The organism is Asaia lannensis NBRC 102526 (genome assembly GCF_024054035.1).
In the GTDB taxonomy this organism is placed as follows: domain Bacteria; phylum Pseudomonadota; class Alphaproteobacteria; order Acetobacterales; family Acetobacteraceae; genus Asaia; species Asaia lannensis.
Map to the genome: position 1 here is coordinate 1 of NZ_JAMXQU010000005.1, position 26,660 is coordinate 26,660.

Consider the following 26,660-nt stretch of genomic DNA (forward strand, 5'->3'; position numbering starts at 1 on the left):
ACTGGCCAGAGACGTTGCCCTGCATCTGCTGCGCGATGCCGTAGGCAGCGGCGTTGTCGGCAGCGCTCGAGACCTTGCGGCCGGTCGAGATGGTGTTTTCAGCGTTGCTCAGGGCCGTCTGGGTGGCGTTCAGGGTCTGAACGGCGACCATCGCCGAGGCATTGGTGTTGATTGAAAGGCTCATCGAATTTCTCCTGGTGCTCGCCCAGATATCGGGCCACGCAAGCATCATAAAACCCGAAATGGATAAGAGAAGATTACCAGAATGGAAGAACCCAGATGATACCCGTACAGCCATCAAGCTTGATCAGACCACAGACGATACAGCAAACAGAGATGACCGATGGTTTTCCGGAAGGGCTTTGATTAAGCGCGTTGTTAATTTCGATAGAGCGCAGCAAGGTGCCTCGATCACCGGTATCGAGGCGAGAGGGTTTCCTGCCGATTGGCATGTCTTACGATAGGCAGCCCACACACCATATCGCGAACGGCCTGGTTCGGCGCGCTATCGAGGCCATCATCATGGTTACACTGCATGGTCTGAAGCTAAGATTGATGCGCGATTCGACTGCTCTCGTCAGAATGCTGGCTCAGGGTGCAGGCTCTAACCTGAGATTAGCTGTCTTGAGCCCGTCGTTGCGTGGAGCGCCGTGCACCACGAGGCGCCGAGACAGCAGGTCTCGTATCACGATCCCTGTTGGAGTGCGGCCTCCTCGCGGGTGCCCAGTCTCAACCCTCTCTTTGCCAGGTGCGAGACGGGCAAGATGAGTGTGGCAACTCTTCGTGATAAAAGTGCTTGCCAAATCGGGCAGGCATAACTATTACGTGATACGAATGTTATCGATATTTTGACCTTTAACGGGCAAAGCATCATTGCAGGACGAATTTAAATATATAAACTAATGTAGCTAAATAGTTAGTGTATATATAGGATTATTTTTTCTTATCTGTCTATTTGAATTTTGGGTTTCTTGGTCATGCCGCGAATTCCACTTGGGCGTCTACTCCATGTGTCGACCATCTTTATGACACTAGCGCTTGCGATGAATGTGCATGCGCTCGCCAGTCGTATGGGTGAAGATGACCGCAGCACCCAGCCTGAAAACGCCGATACAGCAAATCCGACTGCCAAGCTTCAGGCACCACTTCCCAAACCTCATAATAAGCAGCCTTCGGTATCTGCGGCTTCGGCGAATACGGAAGGGTGGAAGACCATCCCTGTGACATCGGAAGGGATCCGAGCTGACGACGATGCAATTCCGGTCGACGCCGCGTTCCTGAAGAACGATGGTCCTGCTGCATCCTGTATCGGCATATCCTGTGTGCCGGGTGGTGCTACGGACGTGACAGATACACCGACCACAGATCAGGCCCAGGCTGAGCTGGTAAAGCGTTTGCTGTCGCACCAGGGATCCATAGAGGATGAACGTCGCAAGCTTGAGGAGCAGAAACACGTTCTGGACTCGGCACGTATCGTTCTTGAGGAGAAGATGCGCGCCATTGATAATTCGATGGCCGAACTTGCTGAAAAGCAGGCGCAGCATAAAGAGATGATGGTCGCAGAGACCTCGCGTCTCGTGAAGATCTACGAGGAAATGCCGCCGAGAGAGGCCGCTGCGGTTTTCAATATCATGGATATCCACGTGCTCGTGTCGATTGCAAACAGCATGAACCCGCGGAAGATATCAGCGATCATGGGATACATGTTTCCCGAGCGGGTCAACACAGTGTCGCAGTATCTGGCTGGCGTACGTAATTTCCACCTTAACCGGAGTGGTCCTGACAGCGTGGCCGGTCATGCGGGTAGTGTGGGCACGCTCTCATGGCTCCCAAGTGTAGGCTCAGATCATCCACCTGTTCCGAAAGAGTAGATCCTACGCATAGGATTTTGATGTTCAGCCTGACTGAGATAGTAGAGTTAATCACCACCGACCTGCCGCAAGGGCTGAAAAATGAACGCCATGCACCCTGGATTACGCGCCTATAAAGCAGTCGCAGAGACAAGCCTGTCCGGTAGAGAAGCGGAGGTGGTCGCTTTCACGATGATGCTCGAAGAGTTGCAAAATGCAGAGGCAGACGCGAGCTTGCGCGCCAAAGCTCTCGATCGACACCAGAAATTATGGTCGCTTATCATGAAGGCCAATATCATCGACAGTGGCCATACGCCGGATGATGAACGGGCGTTGATTGTAAACCTTGCAGACAAAGCTCAGAAATACGGGATTCAGGCTATCCTGAACGAGGAGCTCACTCTATTTCCCCTTATTGATATTTCCCGGGATGTGCTTGACGGATTAACAGGAGTGACGGGCTGATCAACAGCCCGAGCACACTGATCAGACCAGAGATAACTCTCAGAAGAAATCTATTTCGCCGGCGGCGGCTGGTGGAGGGGCATTCCTGCCTGTAAAGAGACCCTGCACGCTTCCAAGTTGGACATCTTTGAGAAGATCTTCGAGATTCAGCTGTGTGTCATCATCACGGCACGCAGTGTGCATGAAGTTGCGTAGTATGATAGTGATTGCGTCGACAAACTGTGTCGCGTGATCGAGCTTCTGCAAATTTCTGATCTCGCTTTCATGAAAACTCATATTAAGCGCGGATCTCTCGATAGCTGCCTGCACACTCAGCAGATCGCCATGTGTGATAACCAGTTGTGCAACGATATTGGATATGAATTCGCGAGGCTCGGTGTTCATCGATTGCATGAATCCCAAATAGCTTAAGCTGGGAGGTATTTCCCGTAGATTGGCAGGCGCGTAAAAACTCTGAACCTCATTTGCTGCGACTGGAGGGGAGGGCGCGTCAGCACCTGGACGATTGGCGATCTTTCAAAATAGCTCGACATGGGTCTTGTCGTCAGTTTTCCACTTTCTTTCGAAAGCGGCTTCTTTCTTGTTATAGGCCTGCTCCTGAACACCGATTGCGCGGCCGTCCTCGACAAGATTTTGCTGTGCGCGCCCGGTGGCTGGCCAAAAGCGTATGCGTCTCGCCTGTGTGCCACCCAGACTTTGCGCGACGCAGGATATTCTCTCGTTTGCGAGGTATCCCACCACAAAGAGGCTGTTTTCCTGACCGATCTTGCCTAAGGAAGGCACGATCGCGGCGCCTCCAAATGCCTTGCACAAAAGGCGGTCTCTCTTGCCGCCAGAAGTTAGGATGCCGTTTATCAGCTTTTCCATAGCATTCACCCCAAAACGAAGGGCTGTGCTATTGTCGCATCCTTCTCCCGTAGGAAGGAGAAAGTGGTTCATGCCACCTATCCCGGCAAGTGGATCGTACATGCATACGGAGATGCACGATCCCAGCAGGGTGGTAAGCAGAGTGTCAGCCCCCCCGGCAACAACGACATCACCCTGAATGACGGTTTGGGTAAGCATTTGCTGTTGCATCAGGTGATAGGTCCGAAGACCTTCTCCAGTACTTCGCGTAGCTTGGCGACGGTATATGGCTTTGCGAGGAAATTGTTCACGCCCGCTTTGATTGCCTCTTGTACGAGATCACGACTCGCTTCGCTCGTGAGAATGACAAAAGCTGTTTTCTGTGTCTTGGGATTTTCTCGCACTGCGCGAAGCAATGCGAGGCCGTCCATGACAGGCATGTTGAAATCCGAGATCACCAAGTGGGTGGGATTCTGCCCCAGATACTCAAGTGCCTCCTTGCCGTCCTTGCGCTGGGCCACTTGCGTGAAACCAAGCTGGGCAAGATTGTTGGCTAGAACCTGACGGATAGAAGCCTGGTCATCGACAATCAGAGCTCGAATTTGAGAGGCTGCGGGCATATCGGGTCCTTAGGGCTTCACGCTGAGAGAAGGTAATGTGACAGGTTTTGATAATTGGCGAATAAAGCGGATCATGGTGTTAACGTACCCGAGCGGTCATCGCGGCGTGGCTGATCTGATTGAGCGGCACGATCTGCGCCGCTGCCCCGATTTCAGCAGCGACGCGGGGCATTCCGTACACCACCGAGGTCGCTTTGTCCTGCGCAATTGTCCAAGCCCCTGAACGGCGCATCGCTAGCAACCCTTCTGCACCATCCTGCCCCATACCTGTCAGAATGATGCCGAGCGCCGCCTTGCCCACCTGTTCCGTAACCGAGTCGAACAGCACGTCGACAGATGGAGTATGTCCGTTGACGGCGGGACCCGTATGCAGTCGTGTTGTGACGGTTTGAGCGTTGAGGGTAACCGTCACATGATGAGAGCCACCGGGCGCAATTCGGACATCGCCCCTTCGCAGGACTTCGCGATCCTGCGCTTCGCGTATCGATAGCGCCTCTATTTTCTTATCGAGACGGGCAGCGAAACTTGCTGTGAAAAATGCTGGCATATGCTGACATATGACAATGGGTGGGCTGTCAGGAGGGAACCCGCTCAAGACCTCCTCAAGCGCCTCGACGCCTCCGGTCGATGAGCCTATGGCGACAACGGCAAAATCCTGAGACCAGACAAGGCGCTCAGGTGTCGATGCTGGCAGCTTCGTCTCTTTGGCGCGTGTTTCCGGCTTGGACTTTGCCGCCTGGCGGACGATCCCTGGCAGGCCGGCATAGGCGTTGACTCCGGGTGCGGATGACATTGCCTTGGGAAAACAGTCGAAGGCACCCATCTGCAAGGCAGTAAGTGCCAGTTCGGCATTCCTCTGTGTCAGGCTCGAGACCATGACGACCGGGATCGGTCGCAACCGCATGATCTTGTCCAGGAACTGTAGTCCGTTGATATTCGGCATTTCTATATCAAGCGTGATGACATCAGGCTGGTCCTTAATAATCATATCCTTGGCTTCGAGGGGATTGGAGGCTTCGCCTGTGATCAGCAGATCAGGATGCCCCTGAAAAGCATGGCGTATCATCGCGCGCGCCGTCCGGGAGTCGTCAACTACAAGTACTTTCACCGGGGGGGACAAACCTAGCCCTCCTTTTTGTATATGGTCGGTGCAATATTGATCAATCCGCACTGCGCAGCATTGGCGACGCGTTCCGAATGACCGACATAAAGAAAGCCACCCGGCTCGAGGCGTTCGGCAAGACGAGCCCACAATGCTTCGCGCGTCGTATCATCGAAATAGATGACAACGTTGCGGCAGAAGATGACTGAAAAGCTGCCGCGGAAAGGCCATTCAGCATTCAGATTAAGGACCCGGAAGCTTGGAAGGGCGCGCAACGAGGCGCTCATGCTTGCTGAACCGCCGTGGTCCTCAAGATAGAGAGAACGTTCCCGCTCCGGAATCCCCTCGAGTTCGTCGCGAGCGTAAATGCCTTCGGCGGCACGGGCCACGACTTCGCTATTGATGTCTGTCGCCAGAATGCGGAAATCAAAGGACCCTATTTCCGGAAAGCTTCCGAGCGTCGTCATGGCGATGCTCCACGGCTCCTGCCCTGTCGAGCAGGCCGCTGACCACATACGTATCTTCTTTCCCTGACGAAGCAACGGAATCAGGGAGGGCATGACTTCGGTGCGCAAATGATCGAAGTGATTCCGCTCACGAAAGAAGCCCGTTACGTTCGTTGTAAGGGCGCAGATCAGCTTTTCGAGTTCGACCGTGCCAGCGGGGCTGGTGGCAAACTGCAGATACGCCTCGAAGCTGCCCATCTGCATTTCGCGCACGCGTCGCGACACACGTGCATAGACGAGCGCCTTCTTGGTGTCTGGCAGGCAGATGCCAGCTTGCTCTTGTGCGATTCCCTGCAGACGTCGAAAATCGGTGTCTGTATATTCAGGGGCAGTAAGGGTGATGGAGGCGGTCATTCTTTGGGGGATTCGCCAACAAGCTGTTTGACGACCGTATCAAGTTTTAGAATTCCAATCATCCGGTTATCGACCAGCACCAGACCGTGCAAGCATCCCCCCTCATCGGAGGTCGGCTGGATATCAGTCGATTTGATATCGGCGAGATCGATAACCCGGTCCACCAGAAGGCCATAGACCACACCGCCTCTTGATTCGACGATGACAACGACACGCCGGGCATTCTCCAGTTCCGGAGCAATGTTCAGGTAGGCTGCGAGATCGATAACGGTCAGGATAATGCCGCGCAAGTTGATCGCACCGCATACGTAAGCGGGGGCAAAGGGCAGGGTTGTGGTTTTTTCGAAACCTCTGATTTCGCGTACGCTAAGGATGGGTATGCAGTATTCCTGTGCACCGACTGCAAAAACGATCATCTTGATCGACGAGACACCGGGCCCTTCAATGGTTGTCAGTTGTTCGGTCATCGGAGGTTCCTGATTGATACTGAGCATGTTCATGAAGATCTAGGCTACCAGCTCGGACAATCCGAGCATCGATTTGTTGTCTGTCTGGCTGAGTGCTGCTGCGATGAGGGCCGAAACGTCCAGAATGAGGGCAACGCTTCCATCCCCGAGAATTGTTGCGGCCGACACACCGAAAATATGGCGATAGTTCTTTTCCATGCTCTTGATGACGACCTGCGTCTGACCGCAGATTTCATCAACAATGAGTGCTGCGCGGCTGCCCGACTCATTTTCGACCACAAGCACGACAGCGCCTTCGAGCGTCTCCTGCTTGCTCGGCGCGGCAAGACCGAGAGTCGCTGCGAGTGGCAAAAGCGGGATACATTCACCGCGCTTCGAGATGATACTCGTACCATCTGGCAATGCGTAAACATCGCCTTCACTAACGATGATGGCTTCAGAGACGGCTGAAATCGGGATGACCATTGTTGTTTCGGCGGCGTTGATAAGCATACCGTCGAGAATGGCAAGGGTGAGGGGAAGGCTGAGACTGAAGGTTGTCCCTTTGCCTGGCACACTGCTGATCACTACGCGGCCACCAAGGCTCATGATAGCCTGCTTGACCACGTCCATTCCAACCCCTCGACCCGAGAGATCCGAGACTTCTGAGGCCGTTGAGAAGCCTGGGGTAAAGATAAGGTTGTTGATCTCGTCTTCGCTCAGGGTTGCGTCGTGTGGGATGATCCCCCGCTTCACCGCCGTCTCGAATACACGCTGGCGATTGACGCCCGCGCCGTCATCCTTGATCGTGATCAGAATGCGTCCCGAGCGGTGCTCGGCGGAGAGTGTGATATTTCCCTCGGATGGTTTGCCCGCGGCCAAGCGATCTTCGATAGACTCTATGCCGTGATCGACGGCGTTTCGCAGCATATGCGTGAGCGGTGCCGCCAGCTTTTCGATCAGGGTGCGATCAACTTCGGTGTCCTCTCCCTCCAGCTCGAGATTGACAGCCTTGCGCGTCATGGCGCTAGCCTCGCGCACGACGCGTTGCATCCGCTGGAAGACGCTCCGCACCGGCTGGGCGCGCACAGACATCACGGCATCCTGTATGTCCCTGGTAAGGGTTTGCATGCCTTCAATGCTCTGTATCAGCTCATGATGGCCGGATACGGCGCTCTTCTGGCAAAGTGATTGCACCGCAGCTTGGGCGATGACCAGTTCACCTACGAGATCCATAAGATCGTCCACGCGCGAAAGATCGACACGGATGGATGCTGTCTCGGTCTTGCGTGTCCCACTCACCGCAGCGGTGGAAGGCTCTTCTTCCCTCAGCGTTTGCGCAGTCGATGCAAGAGCTTCAAGAATTTTCTCTGCTGGAGGACGGATGTCGACCGCCGGTAACTGGGGTGCCTGCTCATCATCCGCATGTACTTGCGGGATGATTGCGAGATCGGCACCTGAGGGCTGAGCGGGCTGCTCCTCAACGCTGACAATCGCACCCTCATCCGAATCAGGAGTTATATCAGCCTCCGGGTACGCCTTGGGCGCCTCCGTCGGGATAGACTTTTTGTCGTCCTGACTGATCGTAAATGTGCAGCTGTCAACGATCCAATCGAAAACGTCGCGTATTGCTGCCTCTTCGACCGTAAGAGGCAACAGGATCTCCCAACTGAGATAGGATTTTTCAGCATCTATCGCATCGAGATCAGGTAAAGAGTCTGTCTTGCAAGTGATCAATGCCGTTTCGCTCTTGCTCTTCGCAAGATTCGATAGCGCGGTCAGGATATTCCGCGCATCGTCACCGCAGTGATACATCTCATCATGGGGGCGGAAAGAAACGCACCATCTGGCCGGTATTTCACTTTCTACAGCCTCAACGCTGAAATCGTCGTCGAAGCTGAAGGCGACAGGCTCGAATTCCATAGGGACGGGGCAGAAGCTGTCCTCGACGGCCCCTGCATCTGTGGCCTGACTCGCCTCGGTATGGCCGGCCCCGGAGGCATTGACACGCTGGAGTTCGCCCAGGTTCTCGTCAATGCGAACGGCATCGACTGCCACGCCTCCGCGGGCCTCGACGACGAGGTCGCTCAGAACATCCATGCTTTTGAGGAATACGGCAATGACGTCGCGTGTGGGGGCGATCCGGTCCGACCTCACACCGTCAAGCGAGTTCTCATACACATGAGCGAAGCGGACCAGATTCTGAAGGCCGAACGAAGCGGCACCGCCTTTGATGGAGTGCACGGCACGGAACACCGCATTGACTGTATCCGCCTCCGCACGATCTGCATCGAGCGCAGACAACCCTGTTTCCAGCTCCTGCAGCTGCTCTTCGCATTCCTGAAAGAAAATCTCCAGGATTTCGTCCATGTCTGAGCTCATGCTGATCCTGCTTCTCTACTCTGTGACGCGACGTATGGCGGAGACAAGGCTTTCGGAGTTGAAGGGTTTTATGATCCACCCGGTTGCGCCGGCGGCTCGGGCACGAGCCTTCTTTTCCTGGTCGCTTTCAGTTGTGAGAACGATAACCGGCAGGTGACGGAACGGTTCAAGCCCGCGCACCGTCTCGATCACGCCGAAACCATCCATACGGGGCATGTTGATGTCGGTAATGATGACATCCGGCGCGGGGGTCGCTGCTTCGAGAACGCTGATACCCTCCACACCATCATTCCCCTGAATAACGTCGTATCCAGCGCCTTCCAGGGCTGTCCGGAGCATACTCTGCATCGTTCGGGAATCATCAATCGTCAGAACGCGCACAGTCTTTGAATCGCTCATGTCTAGGTCTCGCTGGATGTTGTGCGGGGTTCCCGCAGGAGGAAAGGCACACCGAAGAGTGCCAGAGCTTCAGCCATCTTTTCAGATGGGTTGATGATCTCGCGTTTGCCAGCAAGGAGAATCTGGAGGCAAAGACCTCCGAGATAAGTGACTTCCGATCCATCCAGGGGAGTGCCATCATCCACAATGAGATCTTCGCGCAGCGCTGCGGCAGCCTTGGTGTCAAGGCGCGCAGGAAGCATGATCTGATGAGGCATCGTCTCCGGGGGCACAGGTATGACGGACATCAGAAATCCTCCCAGCCCTGGTCAGAAGACGTCACTTGCAAAGCAGGCCTGGGAACTGCCGCCTGTTTGGCAGGTGCGGGGGGAGGGGGCTGGGCCGGACTTTTCACAACCGGAGGGACGACAGCAGTCCTCGTTGTGACGGCTGGTTTGACGACCGGCGGCCTGGCCATTGGCGGTTTGGGAGGAGATGTTTTCGGCTTCGCGTTTGTATCCACGTGGAAGCGTCCGAGCGTTTCTGAAAGAGTGCGGGTCTCGGCGCTCAGGTTATGGCTGGCGGCTGTAGCCTCTTCCACCATGGCTGCGTTTTGCTGGGTTACCTGGTCCATTTCGTTGATCGACGTCGTGACCTCGACGAGACGCGCTGCCTGCTCTCGCGTTGTGACCGTAAGGCCATCAATACGCTGGGCTATGTTCGAAACGCTTTCGGAGAAATCGCTGAGATATTCACTCGTGCGCTGAACGAGAGTTACGCCCTTGTCGACCTGCTCTGCGGAAACAGATATGAGACGTTTGATCTCATTCGCTGACTTGGCCGATTTCTCTGCAAGTGACCGTACTTCCTGCGCCACCACGGCAAAGCCGCGTCCTGCGTCGCCCGCTCGCGCAGCCTCGACACCAGCGTTCAGCGCGAGAACATTGGTCTGGAATGTAATTCCGTCGATGACGGAAATGATCTCGCTTATTGCTGTCGAGGATTTCTGAATGCCGACCATTGCAGCATTGGCATCCGCCATGATTTCTGTTGCGAGCTTGACCTTGTCGAGCGTTTTCTTGGTCTCGAGGCTGGAATCGGAACAGACATCGGCAGTTGTCTGAATGCCGTTGCTGATCGTACGTACCGAGGCAGCCGCTTGGCCAAGATTCTCAGCCTGACGCTCCGTTCTTCTGGCGAGATCGTCCGAGGCCGTGGAAATCTCTGCAGCCCCGGTCGTAATGAATTCCGAGCTTTTTGCCATTGTTTGCAGGATATGTTTCCAGCTTTGGCACGCTTCGTTAAAAGCCTCGCGGATCGGCGCGAATTCCCCCTCAGCCGCCTCGGCCGGAATGCGGCAATCCAGATTGCCCTGCGCAACGGTTCTCAGTGCAGATACGAGGGTCTCCGCCCCTGACGCGACGCTTTTCTGCCTGTTGGCGGTGGTGCGCTTCAGCTCTTCAATCTCTTCGCTCATATGCTTGTGGGCTGCCGCCCGGTCAGCATCGTCATGCGTTTGGTTGTGAAGGCGTTCCAGTAGAGCCACAAGGGAGCCGCTATCATCTCTGAAGCCAGTGTAACGCGTGCGCGTACGTGTATCTCCACGGAGGAGGGCCTCCCCCATATTGAGTATTGCCTCCACCGGCACCGAGATTGTCTGGTTGAGTATCTGCCATCCTGCAAAAACAGCTGCCGCTGTGATCAGTGTGAGTGGCAGCAGGAAAGAAAAGGCGACTGACGTCAGGGCCCCGGCGAGAAAAGCAGCGACTTCGCCGAGCACGATCGCGGCGAGCAGGATTTCGGAGCAAAGCATGACCGTACCAATTTTGGACCGGAATGATGCTTCTCGATACAGCCAGGTTTTCATTTTTTCCTACTCTGCGATCGTAAGTAAATTATATGAAATTATTGTTTCGATAGTCATTTATGATGAGTAGCGGGCAAAGTGTCTTTTCGATCTCGTCTTTATCCTTCGGCCGCAAAGATCAGAGACTTTACGCTCACACGAAGCCATTAAGAACAAGTTAAGCGTATCGCGTACGATGATGAGATCCCGAAAATTGTCGGCTAGTGGGTCATGATATCAGGGAGTTATTACCTCTCAGGCACTATCTGCCGGAGAGAGGCTTTCCGCGCTTTTCGCGTTCTCCTGCCGCATCATCAGAAAGTGCCCATGTCTCATGCTGTCGTCTGAATGAGCGTTGCTGGTGCAGTGCAGGAACTGAAGAAACCTGATCGAGGATCGACGACCTCCCGTCGGTGGCTGAGGGGGGCGACTGTCAGAGGCCAGCCGCCATGGGGAGTCGTCGCTTGTCCCCCTGTAGTCCCGGCACGACCTGATTGTGGGCGTCCACTCCAGGTGTGAGCGGTAAGCGCCTGACGATATTTTGACCATGTAAGGAGGTCACCTGCCTCGATCCAACATGACACGCTCAAGGCAGGAGGGTGTGACCTTCAATAGGTCGCCGCGCTCGTTGCCGGGAGCGAAAAACGCAGGATCAGGTGAAGCATGGAGTGTGTTTCATCCGACAGGCTCCTGGAAGCAGAACGTGCCTCATCTGCGATACCGGCGTTCTGCTGTGTCGTACGATCCATGACCCCGATGGCCGAATTGACCTCCTTCAGGCTTACCGCCTGTTCGCGCGCATTTCGAACGATGGTGGTCAGTCTTTCACCCATCGTTGTGACAAGACCGGAAATCGTGGCAAGCGCGTGTTCTGTTTCATGCACACATTCGGCGCCGATATGTATCTCGTCTGATGTTTTCCCTACGAGCGCACTCACACTTTTGGCCGCTTCGGTGCATCGCTGCGCCAGAGTTCTCACTTCGTCAGCCACGACGGCAAAACCGCGACCGGCGTCGCCAGCCCGCGCCGCTTCGATGCTGGCATTCAGAGCAAGGACATTGGTTTGAAAAGCAATGTTCTCGATGATCGAGACGATGTCGACAATCTGGGACGAGCTGTTCTCTATTCGCGACATGGCGTCACGTGTGCGGCGCATGATATCGGCTGAAGCTGCGGCAGAATGGCAGGCTTCCTCGCCGATTGACTGGGCGCTGGTGATCAGCTCTTCCGAATGAGAGGCACTGCGCGCGATCTGACTGATCGCAGCCGTTGTCTGCTCCAAAGCTGCCGCCTGCTGTTCGGTCCGTTGTGCCAAATTCTCGGCACCGCCATGGACGGTTTCGCTTCCATCCCGGATGGTCTGTGCAGCAGTCGAGATACCTGAGATGGTATTTGCGAGTTCCCTGATCGACCTGTTGAAATCCGTTCGTAAAATCTCGAACTCATCGGGAAGAGGCTGACCCAGTTCTGAGGCGAGATCGCCGTTCGAAAGAGCCGAAAGCGCCCCGCCAATCTGCGCAACGACCTTTCTTATGTCATCCAGCCTGCGTTCATCCTGCTCATGCCGCACCCGCTGCGCTTCTTCGTTACGGCGTCGCTCCCCTTCCAGAAGCAAGTCGGCTTCCTGCGCCTTCAGCAATGATGAGCGGAATGCGTCCAGCCCGCGTGCGATTGCACCGAGTTCATCCTGGCGCTCTATTCCGAAGACACGTGCCTGATAGTGGCGGTTTTCCAATTCAGAGACAGCATGAATCAGGCTGCCTAGCGGGTTGCTGAGAAGCTTGCGGAAGATGAGCCACATCAGGACGAGCGAAATGACGATCAGCACGATGCCCGGAATGACGAGAGTGAAAATTGTATGCCAGACCGGTGTCGTGATGGCCTCACCCGGGAGGTCGACCACAAGGGTCCAGTAAGTGCCGAAACCATCCACCGTGATAGGAACCAGGATACGGTCTGCACTCCCACCGTCAAACCCGGGGATGATGGTGACATCGTGCGCAGAGAGGGCCTTGCTGAAAGCTCTGGAGGCGTCATCATGGAAGTGCTGCATGATCTGGGCAGGTGTAGGGCTTACGACCCAGAAGCCTTGGCTGGACAGAAGCGAGATCTTGGTGCCCGGTGCGATCTGGACTTCCTTGAGCATAGGGGCAAGCCAGTCCAAGGGGATATCCGCCCCTACGACGGCGATTCTTTTGCCATTGAACGTGATAGGGAAGGTCGGGGAGACCATGGGAACACCGGAATCGTGGTCGATATAGGGTTCAAGGCCGTCCGGGTTGCCTGTTCTGATTATGGCCTTGTAAAAATCGCTATAGTGGGCGGAAGGGGTCCGCACGGCAATATTTCCATGATCGTCACGCACGGCATAAGGGAAGAATATTCCCTCCGGGTTTGTTCCTGGACCGCCCGGAAGCTGCGTCCCATCGAAACCATGCGGGATCTCCTTGAAATCCATGCCGAAAATCGCTGGAAAACGCCGCATGTCTTCAACCAGAAGGTCAACAATGAACTGCTTGTTCAAGACGCCCGTCTGATGGCCGCTTTCGATGGCGCTTTGAATGCCTCGTACAACCAGGCTCTGCTCGGCTATTGATCGGGCGATCTTCTGACCCAATATCTGACTTTTCTGGATTGCTTGCGAGTAGATTTTTTTCTCTACCTCTTTCTTCATCATGAACCCGGATATGGATACGGCGACGATCTGGATTGCTATGAAGCAAATGCCGCAGGCCAGAACGATTTTGCTGGCGAGATTGAAGGCAGGATGATGAAGAGATTTTCTGCGCACGGGGACTGCTTTCCGTTTTTGGAGGCATGAGGCTGGAAGGAGGGGTGAAAAGACTCATCGATACAATTTGCTAGAGCGGAGACTCCCGACGGGCGTGAAGGTGGGCGCTGGGGCATGAGGCGCGTTTGCGGGCAAGCCCGCTCCCGCAACGTTAGATTCAGGTTAATCATTCACGCCGGATGTTATACGTCAATATATTCCGTCACCGTTATGTTTCATTCTGGACGAGATTTTTGTTCAGATTGGTAAGCAGGTAACAGCGTGAGAAGAATTCCGCGCAGCAGCGTTCTGTACTCATTGCCGTGGCCGACGACAGATCGTAACGAATGGAATCCGTACCTTTAAGCTTTATCGGGGTGCGCGCAGGGTTGCGGTCAAAGCTTCCATGGTTGAGGCATGCGACGGCATTTGCGTCTCAACCCTTAAGGCGTGAATGGTTGGACTAAGCTTCGGTTCAAAGCGGGAATAGCGGGCTGGTGGCGTCATTGCTGAAACGCGCCTGTCAGGAGCCAAAGCTGCGTACCAGGCCGCCTGCTACCATCTGCCACCCATCAATCATGACAAAGAAGATGAGCTTGAATGGCAGCGAGATTGTTGCAGGGGGCAGCATCATCATGCCGAGACTCATCAGCACGCTTGATGTGACGATATCGATGATCAGGAAAGGCAGATAGAGAAGGAAGCCCATTTCGAAGCCTCTGCTCAACTCGCCAATCATGAAAGCAGGCATCAGGACCCGCCATGGGGTTTCCGCAGCGGTTTTGGCAGGTGTGAGATTGGCCAGATGATAGAAAGTTGCGAGATCGCCAGGCCGGGCATGCGCAACCATGAAGCCGCGGAATGGCTCTGCTGCAGCCTTGAGGCCGTCTATCTCCGACATGCTCCCACTGATCATCGGTGCGATCCCCTGTGACCAGGATCGTTCAAAAGTAGGCTGCATCACGAAAAACGTAAGAAATAGCGAGAGGCCGATGATGATCGTGTTCGGTGGGGTACCTTGCGCGCCGATTGCACCCCGAAGCAGCGACAGGACGATCACGATACGCGTGAAAGCAGTCACCATTACAAGAAGGCTCGGTGCCAGAGACAGCAGGGTGATGAGGGCAGTAAGCTGGATCAGGCGGCTCGTTGTTCCAGGGCTGCCGCCACTACCGCCAAGATCGATAGAGAGAGACTGCGCGTGCGCGATGCAAGGGGCACAAAGCAGAACGGCTGTGAGGACAACAAGCGTGAAACAATGGCCGATGGTTCGACTCTTGCCAGAGGTCGTAGCTTTGGTATTGCATGCGCGTACTACGCGGGATCTTATCGCCCCGGTTAAATGAATCACAAAATTATTCATGAGCTACGCTCGACGGAGAGATACTGGCTGAAACCCGAGGCAGGTTCAGGATTAGCCTGGACGAGACCGTCGTTCGGGCCGCAATCGCCCTCAAGCCAGCCGATGAACGAATCTCCATTTAGCCCGGTGAGTAGAAGGCCTTCGCGCCCTCGACAGGAAAAGACGATCAGTCGCCTTTTCGGATCAAGAGGCAGTGTTTCCACAATCTGTAAACTTCTGGTTGTATTCCGTCTGCCCAGGCGGGGTTCGAGATAGCGCACAACAAATCGCAAAAAGAATATGAGCGATATTACCAGTGCAAACGATGCACTATAGCTCACCCATGACAGGAGGCTCATCCGTGCTGCCCGTTGCATGCGTTACATTGGCCCTGAGCAAGCATGGTGTTCACACTCAGGAGGACGAAGACGACAGGATTTCAGTCATCGTCACGCCTATGTTGTTGTCATCGACGACAACCAGTTCGCCACGCGCAATGAGACGGTTATTGGCATAGATATCGACAGCTTCGCCCAGTTTCTTGTTCAACTCGACCACAGCGCCACGCCCCAACCTAAGGAGCTGGCTGACCGGCATGGTGGCAGTGCCGATCACTGCGGTAATCTTGACCGGGATATCGTAGACGGCTTCGGTTCGAGGCGCGGTGGAGCTGCCGGCAGCTGCTGTCTCGGTTGTGGAATCTGAAGAATCGAGAGGCTCTGAGGCAAAATCCTCGAGCCCCATCATTCCGTTATCTGCATTCATCATTTACGGTCCGTTTGTCGTCTTGGGTGAGGCAGTTGGTGAACGCTGCAAAGAGTTGAGTGAGGTCAGCACCTTCTCAATTGCCTTCCTGCGCCATTCTTCCGGGTCGAGGACGATCGTGTTGGTCTCAGTGCTGATTCTGATACGTGAATCCCCGGGAACAGCACAAGGCTCAAACCTTATTTTGTCAGGCTGGCTAATCGCACTTCTGAGGCGGACTTCGTCATCTGCGGTGCAAGTCACCTCAACCACTGTCTCGGATCCCAAAATCAGATCGATTGCATCCTGCAAAAGATCGCGATGGATACCATTTAATTGCTCCGGGGGGAGGCGGGTCAGAGCGCTGACGATGTCGACCAACGCCTCGGCAAAAATTTCCCCCGCCTTTTGCGCCAGGCCGAAGTGGCGGGCGCATACATCTTCGTTCTGACGGATCATGTCCGCCAGTGTAGAAGATAGGTTGACTTCGGCTCTGGCCTGCTCCGAAGCCGCGCCTGCTGCAAAACCAGCGTCGTAAGCGGCACGCTGCAGCGCATCAATCTCGTCCTGAGCCAAGGACACCAAAGGCTTCGCTTGCCCGTCTGCCGGAGCCGAATCTGATTGATCGGTGGCGGGAGGCGGTGCCGGGGGCATTGGCTTGGCATCAAAATCAACGAGGTGGCGGGCGAGCGGCAGGGTGGCGGTGTCAGCGTTACTCGCTTGGTCCTCTCGTCTGGACTTGAGCGAAAAAGGAACGAAGTCTCGCATCAGGAGATGAATTCGTCGCTTGCGGAGTTATCGCTTATATCGATTTCCCCTGCGTTCATGAGATTCTTGATGGTCGTTACGATTTCTGCCTGTGCAGCTTCCACGTCCTTGACACGTACGGGGCCTAGCGATGCAATTTCTTCCAGGAGGATATTGCCTGCCCGTTTTGACATGCACTGAAGGAAGAGTTTGCGTTCGCTGTCCGTCGCTCCCTTCAGGGCAACCGGGAGGCGATCCCGATCCACCTCGGTCACAACTCGCATGAGGGATTCCTGTGAGAGACGCGCGATGTCCTCAAAGGTAAACATCAACGATTTGACCTTCTCCATATCCTCATGGCTCTGACGATCCATGAGCTCTGTAAGGCGCCCCTCCGTCTTGCGATCGAAATTATTGAATACCTCGGCGAGGAGTTCATAACTGTCCCGCTTGGATGACCGTCCGAGGGATGAGATGAATTCGGATCGCAGGGTCGCCTCGACACTCTCAATCACTTCGCGCTGCACCGTTTCCATATGCAGGATACGCATCATCACATCTGTCGCATAATCCTCAGGCAGCAAGGCGAGGACACGTGCTGCATGCGCGGGCTGCAAACGACTCACGATAACCGCAGCCGTTTGCGGATACTCGCTCTTCAGGTAGTTGGCGAGAATTGACTCCTGCACATTTGCCAGTTTGTCCCACATATTGCGGCCGGCGGGACCACGGATCTCGTCCATGATCTTTTCGACCTGCTCGGCACTGAGTGAGCGGCGCAGGAAAGCTTCGGTTGTCTCAAAAGTCCCGACGAGACCATCGGCCAATTCGAAATTCTCGACGAACTCCCGACACACTGATTCGACCATGGCGGCCTTGACGACGCCCAGTCCCGCCATGGCGATCGAGATGTCACGTATTTCATCCTCGTGCAGGGACTGCATGAGTGCGGCGCTTCGGTCACGACCGATTGCCATGAAAAGAATTGCTGCCTTCTGTTTGCCGGAGAGGGAAAATTCCGGCGCTATGGGAGCTGCGGGAGGCATATCGGGGGGGCTGGCGTTATTCATGATGAAGCTCCCGGACGTGGCTCGGGTGCCTCGAGCCAGTTTCGAATAATGCTCAGGCTGCTTTCAGGGTTTTGATCGATACGGTCAGCGACCTTTGAAATCGTTCCTGCACGCGCTCTCCCCTCAATTCCGTCTATCGACACGGTATCGGTATCAGTGCGAAGAGCCAGGCTGTTAGACGAACCCTGTCCGAGAGCCGCGTGATCAGGCTCTCCCTCTCTATAGGAACCGGAGCCACCAAGCGCTTCCAGATGGGTGGGGCCAGATCGCGGCAGGGCAGGGTGTGTCGTCGTTTTGCGGCGGAGGAGTGGCCTGAGCGCGAAGAACCCTGCACCCAGGGCAAGAAGGATCGGTATGATCCATTCTGCCAGATATATCAGGTTAGCGCGCGAGAAGAAGCCTGGCGCAGCCGGGAGGGGTTCGACACCTCCATCCGGCATAAATCGCATTGACACGACCTCGACCTGATCTCCACGGGCCTTGTCATAACCGACTGAGGTTTTCACAAGTGTGGTGATGCGGTCGATTGCGGCTGCATCGAGAGGCTTCCACACTTCTGTTCCGCTCTTATCCCTCGTGTAGGAACCATCAACCATGACCGCTATGCTGATTCGTGCCACACGTGGGTGAGTTTGGTTGACGACCCGGACGCGCTTACCAATTTCATAATTATTGGTTTCTTCGTCACGCGTATCACTCGATCCGTTTTTGTCGGTTTGCCCGGCATTTGCGTTCGGCAGATTGTTCGCGACAGATGTGTTGGGGGTCGACTCAGTGTTGACGCTTTTGTCTGTACTGGTTTGTTGCGACCGCAGTACCTGCTGGTTCGGATCGAAGCTTTCTTCTGTTTCGTGCACTTCGTCATTGTTGATGACGACTGCGGCCCGCGCCCTGACATGCGCCGTGCCCAGCGTAGGGATGAGCATCTCCTCAACAGACTGAGACAGCCTTGTCTCCTCGGCATGACGGAACTTCTCGAATGCGCTCTCCTGACCGTCCTCGCTGTTCGGCTCTCCCGGTTTTGCCAGAACATCGCCGCGTGTATCGACAATCGAGATGGATTGCGGCCTCAACCCCGGCACTGCGGCGGCAACAAGGTTCTGAATCGCCTGTATACCATCAGGTGCGATGCGTCCTCCGTGGCCGATATCGATAACGACGCTTGCTTGAGACGGGTTTGTCTGCACCGAAAACAGGTCACGATGAGGCAATACGAGATGCACCCGCACATTGCGTATTCCCTGAAGGAGCCGGATCGAGCGCTCGAGTTCGCCTTCTAGGGCGCGGGTTTCGTTGATGTTTTGCTCAAATTGGGTACTCGTCAGGGTCGCGCTCTTGTCGAACAGCTCGTAACCAACGCTTCCACCATTGGGAAGGCCATCCTTGGCGAGAAGGAGGCGAGCTTTTGCAACTTGGTCGCTGGATACGTAAAGGCTCGTTCCATCCGGTGAGGTCGAACTCGGAATATGGGCCTTTGACAGGTCTTCGACCATCCGGGCTGCCTCGTTGAGGTCCAGATTGCCGTACACCAGTGCGTTGGGCTGCCCAGAGCCACCAAGCGCGAGATACCCCAGAAGTCCGAGCAGCAGAGCCCCTGCGGCTCCCAAGGCAATCAGCTGGTTACGACCCAGCCCCTTTATGGATGTAAGGAAATTTTTCATGAATAACTGTCGTCAGACGCGATCGGTTTTTGCTATTTTATTCATGGTCGGCCTCCAATCTCCCGTGTGTTTCCTGAGGTGTATTTTTTTATAATGCGTCAAATATTTTAGCGTATTGTAAGGCGTCAATTTTTCCAGCCCGAATGCTCCCCGTCCGCGTGGAAGCATACTCATCATGGGATGTAGGCATTCGTTGGCGGTGTTTCCTTGAGCGGCAGATTGAGGCGGTTCGCATTCTGATCCTGCGTCAGGCCCGTGGGGCCCTGTGCCACCTGACGAGCGACATTTGGCATGAGGTCAGGTCTGCTCCAGCAGTCCACGCCGTTCCAGCTTTGGGTGCAATATGGCTGTGGCGCAGGTGGTCGCTCGGCTGGAGCGCACCAGTCTTCACCCTGCTGTATGTAACCGGCGTTGCATTCACGACCGGTAAGATGACGTGCGATGTCATCAGCCGCGCACGCCGAAAGCTGAAGACCAGTTATCCCGAGTATGCAGCAACGAAGCATAGGCCTGTAAGAGAAAACGCAGAACCGGAAGCTCATTGCGATCCTTGATCGATAGGGGAGCATTTCAATCACCGATGGGGAGAGGCCGGCATGCGGAATCGCTTTGTCAGCGTCAACTGCTAGGCTCGGCTGCAATCTTGTCGATAGCATTCATGCCTCGGGTCGTCTCCGTCTGGATGAGCTGAAAAGTGAGATCGTAATCGCGCTGGATCTGCACCAGACGGGTTGTTTCGGCTACCGCATTGACATTGCTTCCCTCCAGCATTGCCTGATGCAACTCGGGAGTGGGCATCTGCCGCGTTGGCGTTGTAGGCTTGAAGAGGAAGCTGCCCTCTGCCATCAGTGTCTGGGGGTTATTGACCGTGACAACGCCTATCGTTCCCAGTGGACCATCTTCAGTCGATATGGTTCCGTCCTTGGCGATCGAGAAATCTCCGCTCTCTTGCCGCAGAACAAGATTGCGACCGTTATTGTCGAGCACAGGATTGCCCGCGCTATCAATGATCGTGCCATCGAGACGGCGTGTAAATTGTCCGTTGCGGGTCAGTCGTACCCCTTGTGTTGTACGGACGGTGAAATAGCCTTCACCATTGATCGCAACGTCGGTCGCGTTACCCGTGCTTCTCAAGGGGCCTTGGACCAGATCCCTGAACGTCGCCTTATCCTGGGCATACGCCTGCTCCCGATCCCCTGGAGTCACCCCGGACCCTTTCTGATGGACAAGATATTGCGAAAAGAGCTCCCGGGATCCCTTGAAGCCGTCGGTGTTCTCGTTCGCCAGATTATTGGCGGCAACGTCAAGTTCACGCTTGAGCACGTCGATGCGCGACAAGGCAATATAAGCAGTGCTATCCATGGCGCTCGACGAACCTTTTTGTTTCAAATATCAAAGAAATTATGCGCATACACTTACGCATGGCCATGAAAATGCAATCCATTACTTCATCAGGTTGATCGTGCGCGTGAGCATCGAACGCGTCACCTGCAAGGCGTTCAAATTGGCCTCATAGGAGTGTTGTGCTTCGTGGGTATCCATAATTTCGGTCATCGCATCGACATTGGGAAGCTTGACGATTCCATTTTTGTCTGCGGCCGGTTGGGATGGGTCGTAATGGGTCTCGAAGGCCGTCCGGTCTTCACCTATCTCCTTCACTGAGACAGATGAAACGCCGGTATCGCGGTTAAGAATTTCCTTAAATGTAATGGTTTTTCGGCGGTAGGGATCGGAACCCGGTGTAGAGCCAGTCGTTTCAGAGTTTGCCAAGTTCTCGGCTGCGACCTGCAGGCGCTTCGCCTGAGCCTGCATGCCGGACGCGGAAATTCCGATAGTATCTGTGAAGTTCATTTCGACCTCGAAAGACCAGGCTCAGGATGAACCTAGAGCGAGAGAAAACATGGACATATAGGTGCTGTAAGCGCTCGTGGCCATGCGCTGCTGGTCGTCGGTCTGCGCAATCTTAACGAGTTCGCTTTCAAGGTCGACCTTGTTGCCATCGATCGACGTGCTGCTATCGGCTTTGACCGAACCTTTCTGACTCGTGTTGCTGGCAATATGCCCTGGCTCGGTCTGGGCAAGCTGGACAGACATCTGGTTCTGTAGGGCGCCTTTGAAATCAGGAAGGTCACGGGCCACATAATTAGGCGTGTTTGCATTGGCGATATTGCCTGCGATGAGCGTCTCGCGCGACTGCAACCACTGCATGCGGCGGTTGGCGAGGTCGAGAATATCTGTCCCTTTATCAGCGCTGACTGAAAGCGGTGACGTTGCTTGGAGCATTAAATTTCTCCCTTCATTCTTCGCCAACAGAAGCGATAAATAGCATTATCAGGATAGTTCCCATTCTAGTATGAAAAAGCGGCCCGGAGAAGCAGAACCGCGATGCGTAACAAAAAATTTCTGCGTCGCCTCTCCTTGGTATGTCATGGACTGCCGGCCGACAGGGTGGGCGGCGGGGCGTGCTGGGTTAAAAGCGAAAATATGCTTGCCCTGGAAGGGCTCATCGCTCTTCCGTCGATGCGCCCTGCGAGCCATTTGAGCGTTGTGTCATCTCCGGCACGCGCGGCGTCGGATGCGAGTCTGAGAGCAAGGTCCTGTGCCACATCTGAGAGAGTGCCTTTGGCGGGAAGATTTTCTTGTGCGACGATTTTGAGCTCATGGGTCGCAGAGGCCCAGTCCCCCTGATTTTCAAAGGTAGCCGCTGATACCAGTCTGGCAGACTGGCCCTGTGCGTCCTTAAGGATGTTGAGACCTTTTGCCGTGTTTCCGTCCAGAAGGGCAATTTCGGCTCTTGCGACATTGCGCTGCGCGCGAAGTTCGGGGGATACCGTCTCAGACTCGGTCATGTCGAGCGTTTGAAGCGCGCGTGCCGCGTCTCGTTGCTGTATGGCGAGTTTGGCGAGAGCAAGACCCGCGCTGGCTTTGTCTTCTGGACTCTCCAGAGCCGGCACGGCTGCTTCGAGTGCTTTGGACCCGTCATCGATCAGACCGATAGAAAGAAGAAGCTTGCCATAGGCAGCTTGTAGGCTCGCCTGCTCGGGACCGTTCGAAAGTCCTGCAATATGGGCCTTGAGTAGCGCTGCATTGCGTAGCGCCTGTTGGTTGTCCAGATCGGTGGCGGGAATTTCAGCCAGCCCCTTCAGGGCTCTCAGAAGTATCGTGTTACGTTTGCTCATCAAGGCAGAGGGGCGCCCGGGGGGGACGCCCTGATCGATCATCAGAGCAGCGTTTTGCCAATCGCCCAGCTGCAGAAATGCCTCCGCCTGAGTGAGACGAATCGCCATCTCGCGCCCGGCCAGTCGCGCATCGAGGATGATGGCATCAAGGGCACGGATCATCTGCTGGGGAGATAACTTGCCCTGCATATGGTCAAGCACGATCTCGCTTTCTGCCGCCTTTTCGGCGATGACAGGATCGCGATCTGTCGTGAGGTGTTCAAGGCTTCTCCGTGCTGCTTCGGTCCGACCGAGCCGCATATTGGCGAGCGCGCGACTCAACTGAAAGCCAGATGCCTGCGGCAGCTTGTTCAAGGCGGGCAGATCAGTGGGCGTAGCGTTGCGCGCAATCGTTTCGGCAGCGAGGGGAAGCAAAATATCCCGCACGTTCGCGGGGTAACTCCTGATCCGATCGAGATCAAGCACGAGGCGATGGGTGCCGCGCGCATCGATCTGATCAGCCTGAGCAAGATAGAGTGCCCGCCATAACTGCGCCGCTCGTTGCTGTTTCTCGGGCCATGGGCCATCCAATCCCGAGGCGTCCTCAAGATCGCCACTCATCAGCGCTGTTGCTTCAGTCAGGAACCTTATTTCCGGACGGCCGATTTCCTCTGGATCGTCTCTGAGCGCAACGGCCAGTATGCCTCTCGCCTCGGTGAATGCTCCCATGCTGAAGGCTGCCTGCGCTTCTTTCACGCGAGCCTCGAAGCGTTTGGACGGGCTCGAGTCTGCTGCTGCGAGAAAAGCGTCATGAAATCTCTGGCGCAGAGCGGTATCGCCAAGATCTTTCAGGGCAAGCCACTCGAGATCGATGTCGTTGGCATAGACCGCCTGTCCATCATCCACCATGCTGTGTCCGTCTCGATTGAGCAGAAGGCCAGAAGGGACGGCGGATAGAGTGATTTCGGCGTCACGTGCAGAGACGACGACGCCCTCATTGGTCGGCCACACATCGTATCCCGGTGTACGTCGCATGGATGTAACGCCCCCATCATCGAGAAGGGAGGTGCCAATCAAAAGGCGTGCGCCCGAGGCCGGGTCAGATACAGATAGAACGCGTCCGCTGCGGCGCATCGGATACAGGACACCCGTTGCGACGACGTGAGGGTTTATAGTGCGTCGATCCTGTTGGGGAATATCGAGCGGCGGTTTGAGCCCCAGCACCCAACCATCGCTCTGTTGTGACAGAAAGAGCGGTCGGCTGTCTGATCTGCGCAGCTGGATGATGGTGGCGTCTGGCAATACATCGACGCTCAGGGACGAAAAAACACCGTCTCCATGTATCGCGGACGTGTCCATCGGAATGGCGTTATCAACGATGATGATAAAGCGATCCCCGCTCTCGAATGCCGCAATGCCAGCCTTGAGCGGGATAGGTAGCAGGATCCGATCCTGGGATGCCTGTGACGTTGCCACGGGCAGATCGGCCCCTGACGGCGCGGTCGCCGTTGTGACAGCGGGCAGGGGTGCAGGGGCGGGTTTGGGCCTGCTGTCTGTCTTTTCCGTAGGTGAGGCTGCAGGAGCATTCAGAAGCGTTGCTCGCCACGAAGGGGGGAGGCCTTGCACAAGGTCACCCCCGGAAATCCGATCAGGCAGATGCTCTTTCTGGTCTGGTATTTCTCGCGGCTGGGCAGGCCGCGTATGCGGGTGCAGCTCTTTGTGTCCTGGAAGCGTATGCCGATGATCGGCCCTTGCGGACGCCACAAAGACAAGGCCTGGAAGCAACGCGGCGGGTGCGAGGCGCAGGGCTTTCCCGATTGCCTTGAAATTCAGATGCGACACAGCCGGTCCGCCCAATGAGCGTGGCCGATATCTCCAGTGCAGACGCCTGCGGTAACGGGCGTTCTTTCTATCTGGCAGGACATGGGCGCTATCAGGTCAGGCCAGAAAATCGAGAATCTGGGTGATGGTCGAGCCGCTTCGTGCAGAGGTTGCGGACAAGCCCCCGTCAGCAGAAAATTGTACTGCCCCGGATTTGGCTGTTTCGGCAACAGCTTGAGATGACAGGGTACCGTGGCGGCTTGCAGCATAGGATGCGTGCGCGCTCGTGCTTGTCGCCTGACGCAGCGCGGCGGAGAGCGAGGAGGCAGCTGAAATATCTGACATTGTTGTTTCCGGTTATAAATCGTCAAACGGGGCACAAAGACCCTGTGAAAATGGCTTGTGGCTTATGCTGCCAAACATTTTGTCACAAGTTATGCGCCTTCTTTATTACAATAACGTTAAGGTTTTTGCTTGTTACATGTGAGAACGCTTCAGGCCCCATAAGTCTGTGTTAGCACGAATTCCGATAGCAGGGCCATGCTTTTGTCGAAACGTTCCGGGTATCACGAAATTGCGTACCGGAGGGGGTATTGATGGAATTTGACGATGTCGAGGTGACTTTGGGCAACAGGGGAAAAAAATCGTCGCGGTTCAGCCATATTTCGTCACCCACTGGTGGTCCCGTTAATGTCTGCCCTGTATGGTCAGCCTATGCCCTTCAAGGGGGGCTCGACCAGTAATGTCGGTCTGTGAACGCAGGTAGGGTAGTCAAGGTAGATTTCCATAATTGACCAACTAAATAACCAGATAAAATTATATAATCATAAGTAAAACTATTGGTGGATCATAAATGCGCGTATTGTGTGTTGCTGAAAGCTCCGGGGCAGGAAGGCCGAGCGACGAACTCGCGAAAGCGGCGATAGCAGGCTCCCTGTCGATCACGGCCAGCGGCCCTGCCGGGATTGTGGAGACCTTGCGGCGCACGCATTATGATATCGTGGTTCTGCAGCAGGCCGCTTCGGATACCCGCATCATCCGGCAATTACGCAAAGGGAAGATTGCAGTACCTGTCATCGTTGTTCGTAAAATCGGTTCGGCGGAAGGAGAGGTCGAACTGCTTTCCGCGGGCGCAGATGACTGCGTTGGCGAGGAGACCGATCATAGGGTTCTTCTCGCGCGTTTGCGCGCGGTGGCCAGGCGCGCGGGCGGTCATGACAGCCCAACATTGCAAGTTGGCAGAATGTCGGTCGGAATCGACCGCCGCGAGGTGCATATCGACGGGGCCGTGGTTCCCTTGACCCGAAAGGAATATGATCTTCTCGTCCTTCTCGTCATGCGCAAAAACCAGGTCCTGAGTAAGGAAGTGCTGCTGGATAGCCTTTATAGTGGTGAAGACGAGCCCTTCGGCAAGGTTATCGACGTAATGATTTGCAAGATCAGAAAGAAGATAAGGGCTTTCGGAATAAACGAGCCATTCACAACCCAATGGGGAATAGGTTATCGACTGAATGAGCCCGCGTTTTCACCAATGACAATTGTTCTGCCTCAGGAAGAATTGCACGTTCGTACCCCGGCAAGAGAAAATTGCCTCCCCATGACGGGGGGTATTCATATGCTTGGTTCCATGGCATCGCCTGGGCAGGCTCAGAGCTGAGCCAGATCAGGGTATCCAAGGCATTGTTTGACTTGTCATGCCTTGGGAAGGTGGCCTGCGAGGTATTGCGTATCGCGCTTCCTCGTGGTCCTGTTCAAGCCTCAACGTTATCTGAGCTGTCAGAACTTTGGATTGTGCTCGAGGCTGTCTTGCCACTGAAGTTGGTGATGTTCGACAATGGGATCGTGGCACCTCCCATCTGAATCTCAAGATCGGAGCTTCCTTTCGTCACACCTGTCACAATGCCCATTACGGTAAAGGGCACGTCGGATGTGGTGCCGGTAGAGTCGATCGTTTTTACCGCGACACTGTAAGCGCCGTCCGCCAGTTTGTTACCCGAATTGTCAGTCCCATCCCATGTCCATTTGTTGGTGCCCGAAACTGCGGCCCCTGTATCGGTCTTGACGATTTTTCCAGATGAGTCGCTAACGGCGATGGCCACATTCTGGCCCTGAGTTGCACTGAAACTGAGCGAGGCTGCGCCGCTCTGAAGGGGCAAAGTGGTCGACTTCGCCGTAGCTGTCTGTCCCACCCACTGGCTGCCCGAACTGAGCTGGCTGCTCTCGTTGAGCGAGATAAGGGATGACAGATTGGTGTTGGTTTGCACCTGCTGCTCCACACCGGCGAACTGGACGAGTTCAGAGGTGAACGAGTCAGAACTCATGGGACTGCTGGGATCCTGATGCTGTAACTGGGTCGTTAGCAACGTCAGAAATGTTGTATAGTTATTCGCAAGGGACGAGAGACCCAAGGCAGCACTCGAACTCGATGAGGTGCTCGATGACGAAGAGTTGGCCGAAGCTTTTGCCGTGGCCTCAGCGGCCTGAAGCAATGCAGTTTCGTTGCTGATCGACGAGGTTGCCAATGTTGTTGCCCTTGTGAAAAAAGTCGAAG

27 protein-coding genes are annotated in these 26,660 nt (G+C 55.3%); 3 read left to right on the top strand and 24 right to left on the bottom strand.

Annotated features, from left to right (window positions below):
* Positions 1–184 (bottom strand): flagellin N-terminal helical domain-containing protein (locus NF685_RS08125; RefSeq protein WP_456304478.1); only part of this gene is annotated, 184 nt, incomplete at its 3' end.
* Between the two features lie 841 nt (positions 185–1,025).
* Between NF685_RS08125 and NF685_RS08130 the strand changes: the two genes are divergently transcribed.
* Complete coding sequence (locus NF685_RS08130; protein ID WP_252849256.1) at positions 1,026–1,871, top strand: MotE family protein; 846 nt, start codon at positions 1,026–1,028, stop codon at positions 1,869–1,871.
* A gap of 81 nt (positions 1,872–1,952) precedes the next feature.
* Positions 1,953–2,315 carry a flagellar biosynthesis regulator FlaF gene (locus tag NF685_RS08135; protein WP_244442075.1) on the top strand — a complete coding sequence of 121 codons (363 nt, stop codon included), beginning with the start codon at positions 1,953–1,955 and terminating at the stop codon, positions 2,313–2,315.
* A 39-nt stretch (positions 2,316–2,354) separates the two neighbouring features.
* Here NF685_RS08135 and NF685_RS08140 read toward each other — a convergent pair whose 3' ends face one another.
* The 22 genes from NF685_RS08140 to NF685_RS08245 all read right to left on the bottom strand — a co-directional run bounded on the left by NF685_RS08140 (position 2,355) and on the right by NF685_RS08245 (position 24,454).
* Positions 2,355–2,699 carry a hypothetical protein gene (locus NF685_RS08140; protein WP_146926321.1) on the bottom strand — a complete coding sequence of 115 codons (345 nt, stop codon included), beginning with the start codon at positions 2,697–2,699 and terminating at the stop codon, positions 2,355–2,357.
* Between the two features lie 132 nt (positions 2,700–2,831).
* Positions 2,832–3,254 carry a chemotaxis protein CheD gene (locus NF685_RS08145; protein WP_252849257.1) on the bottom strand — a complete coding sequence of 141 codons (423 nt, stop codon included), beginning with the start codon at positions 3,252–3,254 and terminating at the stop codon, positions 2,832–2,834.
* A 137-nt stretch (positions 3,255–3,391) separates the two neighbouring features.
* Positions 3,392–3,781, bottom strand: a complete 390-nt coding sequence (locus NF685_RS08150) for a response regulator (RefSeq protein WP_023980065.1) — start codon at positions 3,779–3,781, stop codon at positions 3,392–3,394.
* Between the two features lie 79 nt (positions 3,782–3,860).
* The gene (locus NF685_RS08155) at positions 3,861–4,952 is read right to left on the bottom strand and encodes a protein-glutamate methylesterase/protein-glutamine glutaminase (protein ID WP_275451259.1); all 1,092 of its coding nucleotides are present in this window, start codon (positions 4,950–4,952) and stop codon (positions 3,861–3,863) included.
* Positions 4,904–5,743 carry a CheR family methyltransferase gene (locus NF685_RS08160; protein ID WP_252849258.1) on the bottom strand — a complete coding sequence of 280 codons (840 nt, stop codon included), beginning with the start codon at positions 5,741–5,743 and terminating at the stop codon, positions 4,904–4,906. The genes NF685_RS08155 and NF685_RS08160 overlap by 49 nt, the downstream gene beginning before the upstream one ends.
* Positions 5,740–6,210: a chemotaxis protein CheW gene (locus tag NF685_RS08165; RefSeq protein ID WP_023980062.1), complete on the bottom strand. Its 471-nt coding sequence runs from the start codon at positions 6,208–6,210 to the stop codon at positions 5,740–5,742. Before NF685_RS08165 ends, NF685_RS08160 begins: the two co-directional genes overlap by 4 nt.
* Before the next feature lie 39 nt (positions 6,211–6,249).
* Entirely contained in the window at positions 6,250–8,559 is a 2,310-nt protein-coding gene (locus NF685_RS08170; RefSeq protein WP_252849259.1) for a chemotaxis protein CheA, read from the bottom strand.
* A gap of 27 nt (positions 8,560–8,586) precedes the next feature.
* On the bottom strand, positions 8,587–8,970 hold the full coding sequence (locus NF685_RS08175) for a response regulator (protein WP_035444293.1): 384 nt from the start codon (positions 8,968–8,970) through the stop codon (positions 8,587–8,589).
* Between the two features lie 2 nt (positions 8,971–8,972).
* Complete coding sequence (locus NF685_RS08180; protein WP_252849260.1) at positions 8,973–9,257, bottom strand: hypothetical protein; 285 nt, start codon at positions 9,255–9,257, stop codon at positions 8,973–8,975.
* Entirely contained in the window at positions 9,257–10,816 is a 1,560-nt protein-coding gene (locus tag NF685_RS08185; RefSeq protein ID WP_252849261.1) for a methyl-accepting chemotaxis protein, read from the bottom strand. Before NF685_RS08185 ends, NF685_RS08180 begins: the two co-directional genes overlap by 1 nt.
* 587 nt (positions 10,817–11,403) lie before the next feature.
* On the bottom strand, positions 11,404–13,587 hold the full coding sequence (locus NF685_RS14345) for a methyl-accepting chemotaxis protein (RefSeq protein ID WP_252849262.1): 2,184 nt from the start codon (positions 13,585–13,587) through the stop codon (positions 11,404–11,406).
* A 502-nt stretch (positions 13,588–14,089) separates the two neighbouring features.
* The gene (gene fliP / locus NF685_RS08195) at positions 14,090–14,929 is read right to left on the bottom strand and encodes a flagellar type III secretion system pore protein FliP (RefSeq protein ID WP_252849263.1); all 840 of its coding nucleotides are present in this window, start codon (positions 14,927–14,929) and stop codon (positions 14,090–14,092) included.
* A gap of 393 nt (positions 14,930–15,322) precedes the next feature.
* Positions 15,323–15,676: a flagellar motor switch protein FliN gene (gene fliN / locus NF685_RS08200; protein ID WP_373317820.1), complete on the bottom strand. Its 354-nt coding sequence runs from the start codon at positions 15,674–15,676 to the stop codon at positions 15,323–15,325.
* On the bottom strand, positions 15,677–16,420 hold the full coding sequence (locus NF685_RS08205; protein ID WP_252849264.1) for a FliH/SctL family protein: 744 nt from the start codon (positions 16,418–16,420) through the stop codon (positions 15,677–15,679). It abuts the gene before it with no gap.
* Positions 16,420–17,469: a flagellar motor switch protein FliG gene (locus NF685_RS08210; protein WP_235075555.1), complete on the bottom strand. Its 1,050-nt coding sequence runs from the start codon at positions 17,467–17,469 to the stop codon at positions 16,420–16,422. Before NF685_RS08210 ends, NF685_RS08205 begins: the two co-directional genes overlap by 1 nt.
* Complete coding sequence (gene fliF, locus NF685_RS08215; RefSeq protein ID WP_252849265.1) at positions 17,466–19,130, bottom strand: flagellar basal-body MS-ring/collar protein FliF; 1,665 nt, start codon at positions 19,128–19,130, stop codon at positions 17,466–17,468. The genes NF685_RS08210 and fliF overlap by 4 nt, the downstream gene beginning before the upstream one ends.
* A 618-nt stretch (positions 19,131–19,748) precedes the next feature.
* On the bottom strand, positions 19,749–20,492 hold the full coding sequence (flgF, locus tag NF685_RS08220; RefSeq protein WP_062165228.1) for a flagellar basal-body rod protein FlgF: 744 nt from the start codon (positions 20,490–20,492) through the stop codon (positions 19,749–19,751).
* Positions 20,493–20,573: 81 nt separating this feature from the next.
* Positions 20,574–20,981: a flagellar basal body rod protein FlgC gene (flgC, locus tag NF685_RS08225; RefSeq protein WP_252849266.1), complete on the bottom strand. Its 408-nt coding sequence runs from the start codon at positions 20,979–20,981 to the stop codon at positions 20,574–20,576.
* A gap of 21 nt (positions 20,982–21,002) precedes the next feature.
* On the bottom strand, positions 21,003–21,413 hold the full coding sequence (gene flgB / locus NF685_RS08230; protein ID WP_122040242.1) for a flagellar basal body rod protein FlgB: 411 nt from the start codon (positions 21,411–21,413) through the stop codon (positions 21,003–21,005).
* Positions 21,414–21,556: 143 nt separating this feature from the next.
* Positions 21,557–23,764 carry a tetratricopeptide repeat protein gene (locus NF685_RS08235; protein WP_252849267.1) on the bottom strand — a complete coding sequence of 736 codons (2,208 nt, stop codon included), beginning with the start codon at positions 23,762–23,764 and terminating at the stop codon, positions 21,557–21,559.
* A 110-nt stretch (positions 23,765–23,874) separates the two neighbouring features.
* Positions 23,875–24,054 carry a hypothetical protein gene (locus tag NF685_RS08240; RefSeq protein ID WP_252849268.1) on the bottom strand — a complete coding sequence of 60 codons (180 nt, stop codon included), beginning with the start codon at positions 24,052–24,054 and terminating at the stop codon, positions 23,875–23,877.
* A gap of 172 nt (positions 24,055–24,226) precedes the next feature.
* Positions 24,227–24,454 carry a hypothetical protein gene (locus NF685_RS08245; protein WP_122040239.1) on the bottom strand — a complete coding sequence of 76 codons (228 nt, stop codon included), beginning with the start codon at positions 24,452–24,454 and terminating at the stop codon, positions 24,227–24,229.
* A gap of 508 nt (positions 24,455–24,962) precedes the next feature.
* Here NF685_RS08245 and NF685_RS08250 point away from each other — a divergent pair.
* Positions 24,963–25,766, top strand: a complete 804-nt coding sequence (locus tag NF685_RS08250) for a winged helix-turn-helix transcriptional regulator (protein WP_252849269.1) — start codon at positions 24,963–24,965, stop codon at positions 25,764–25,766.
* A gap of 94 nt (positions 25,767–25,860) precedes the next feature.
* On the opposite strand, the gene NF685_RS08255 is transcribed toward NF685_RS08250, so the two are convergent.
* Entirely contained in the window at positions 25,861–26,631 is a 771-nt protein-coding gene (locus NF685_RS08255; RefSeq protein WP_306414244.1) for a flagellar hook assembly protein FlgD, read from the bottom strand.
* Positions 26,632–26,660 lie beyond the last annotated feature (29 nt).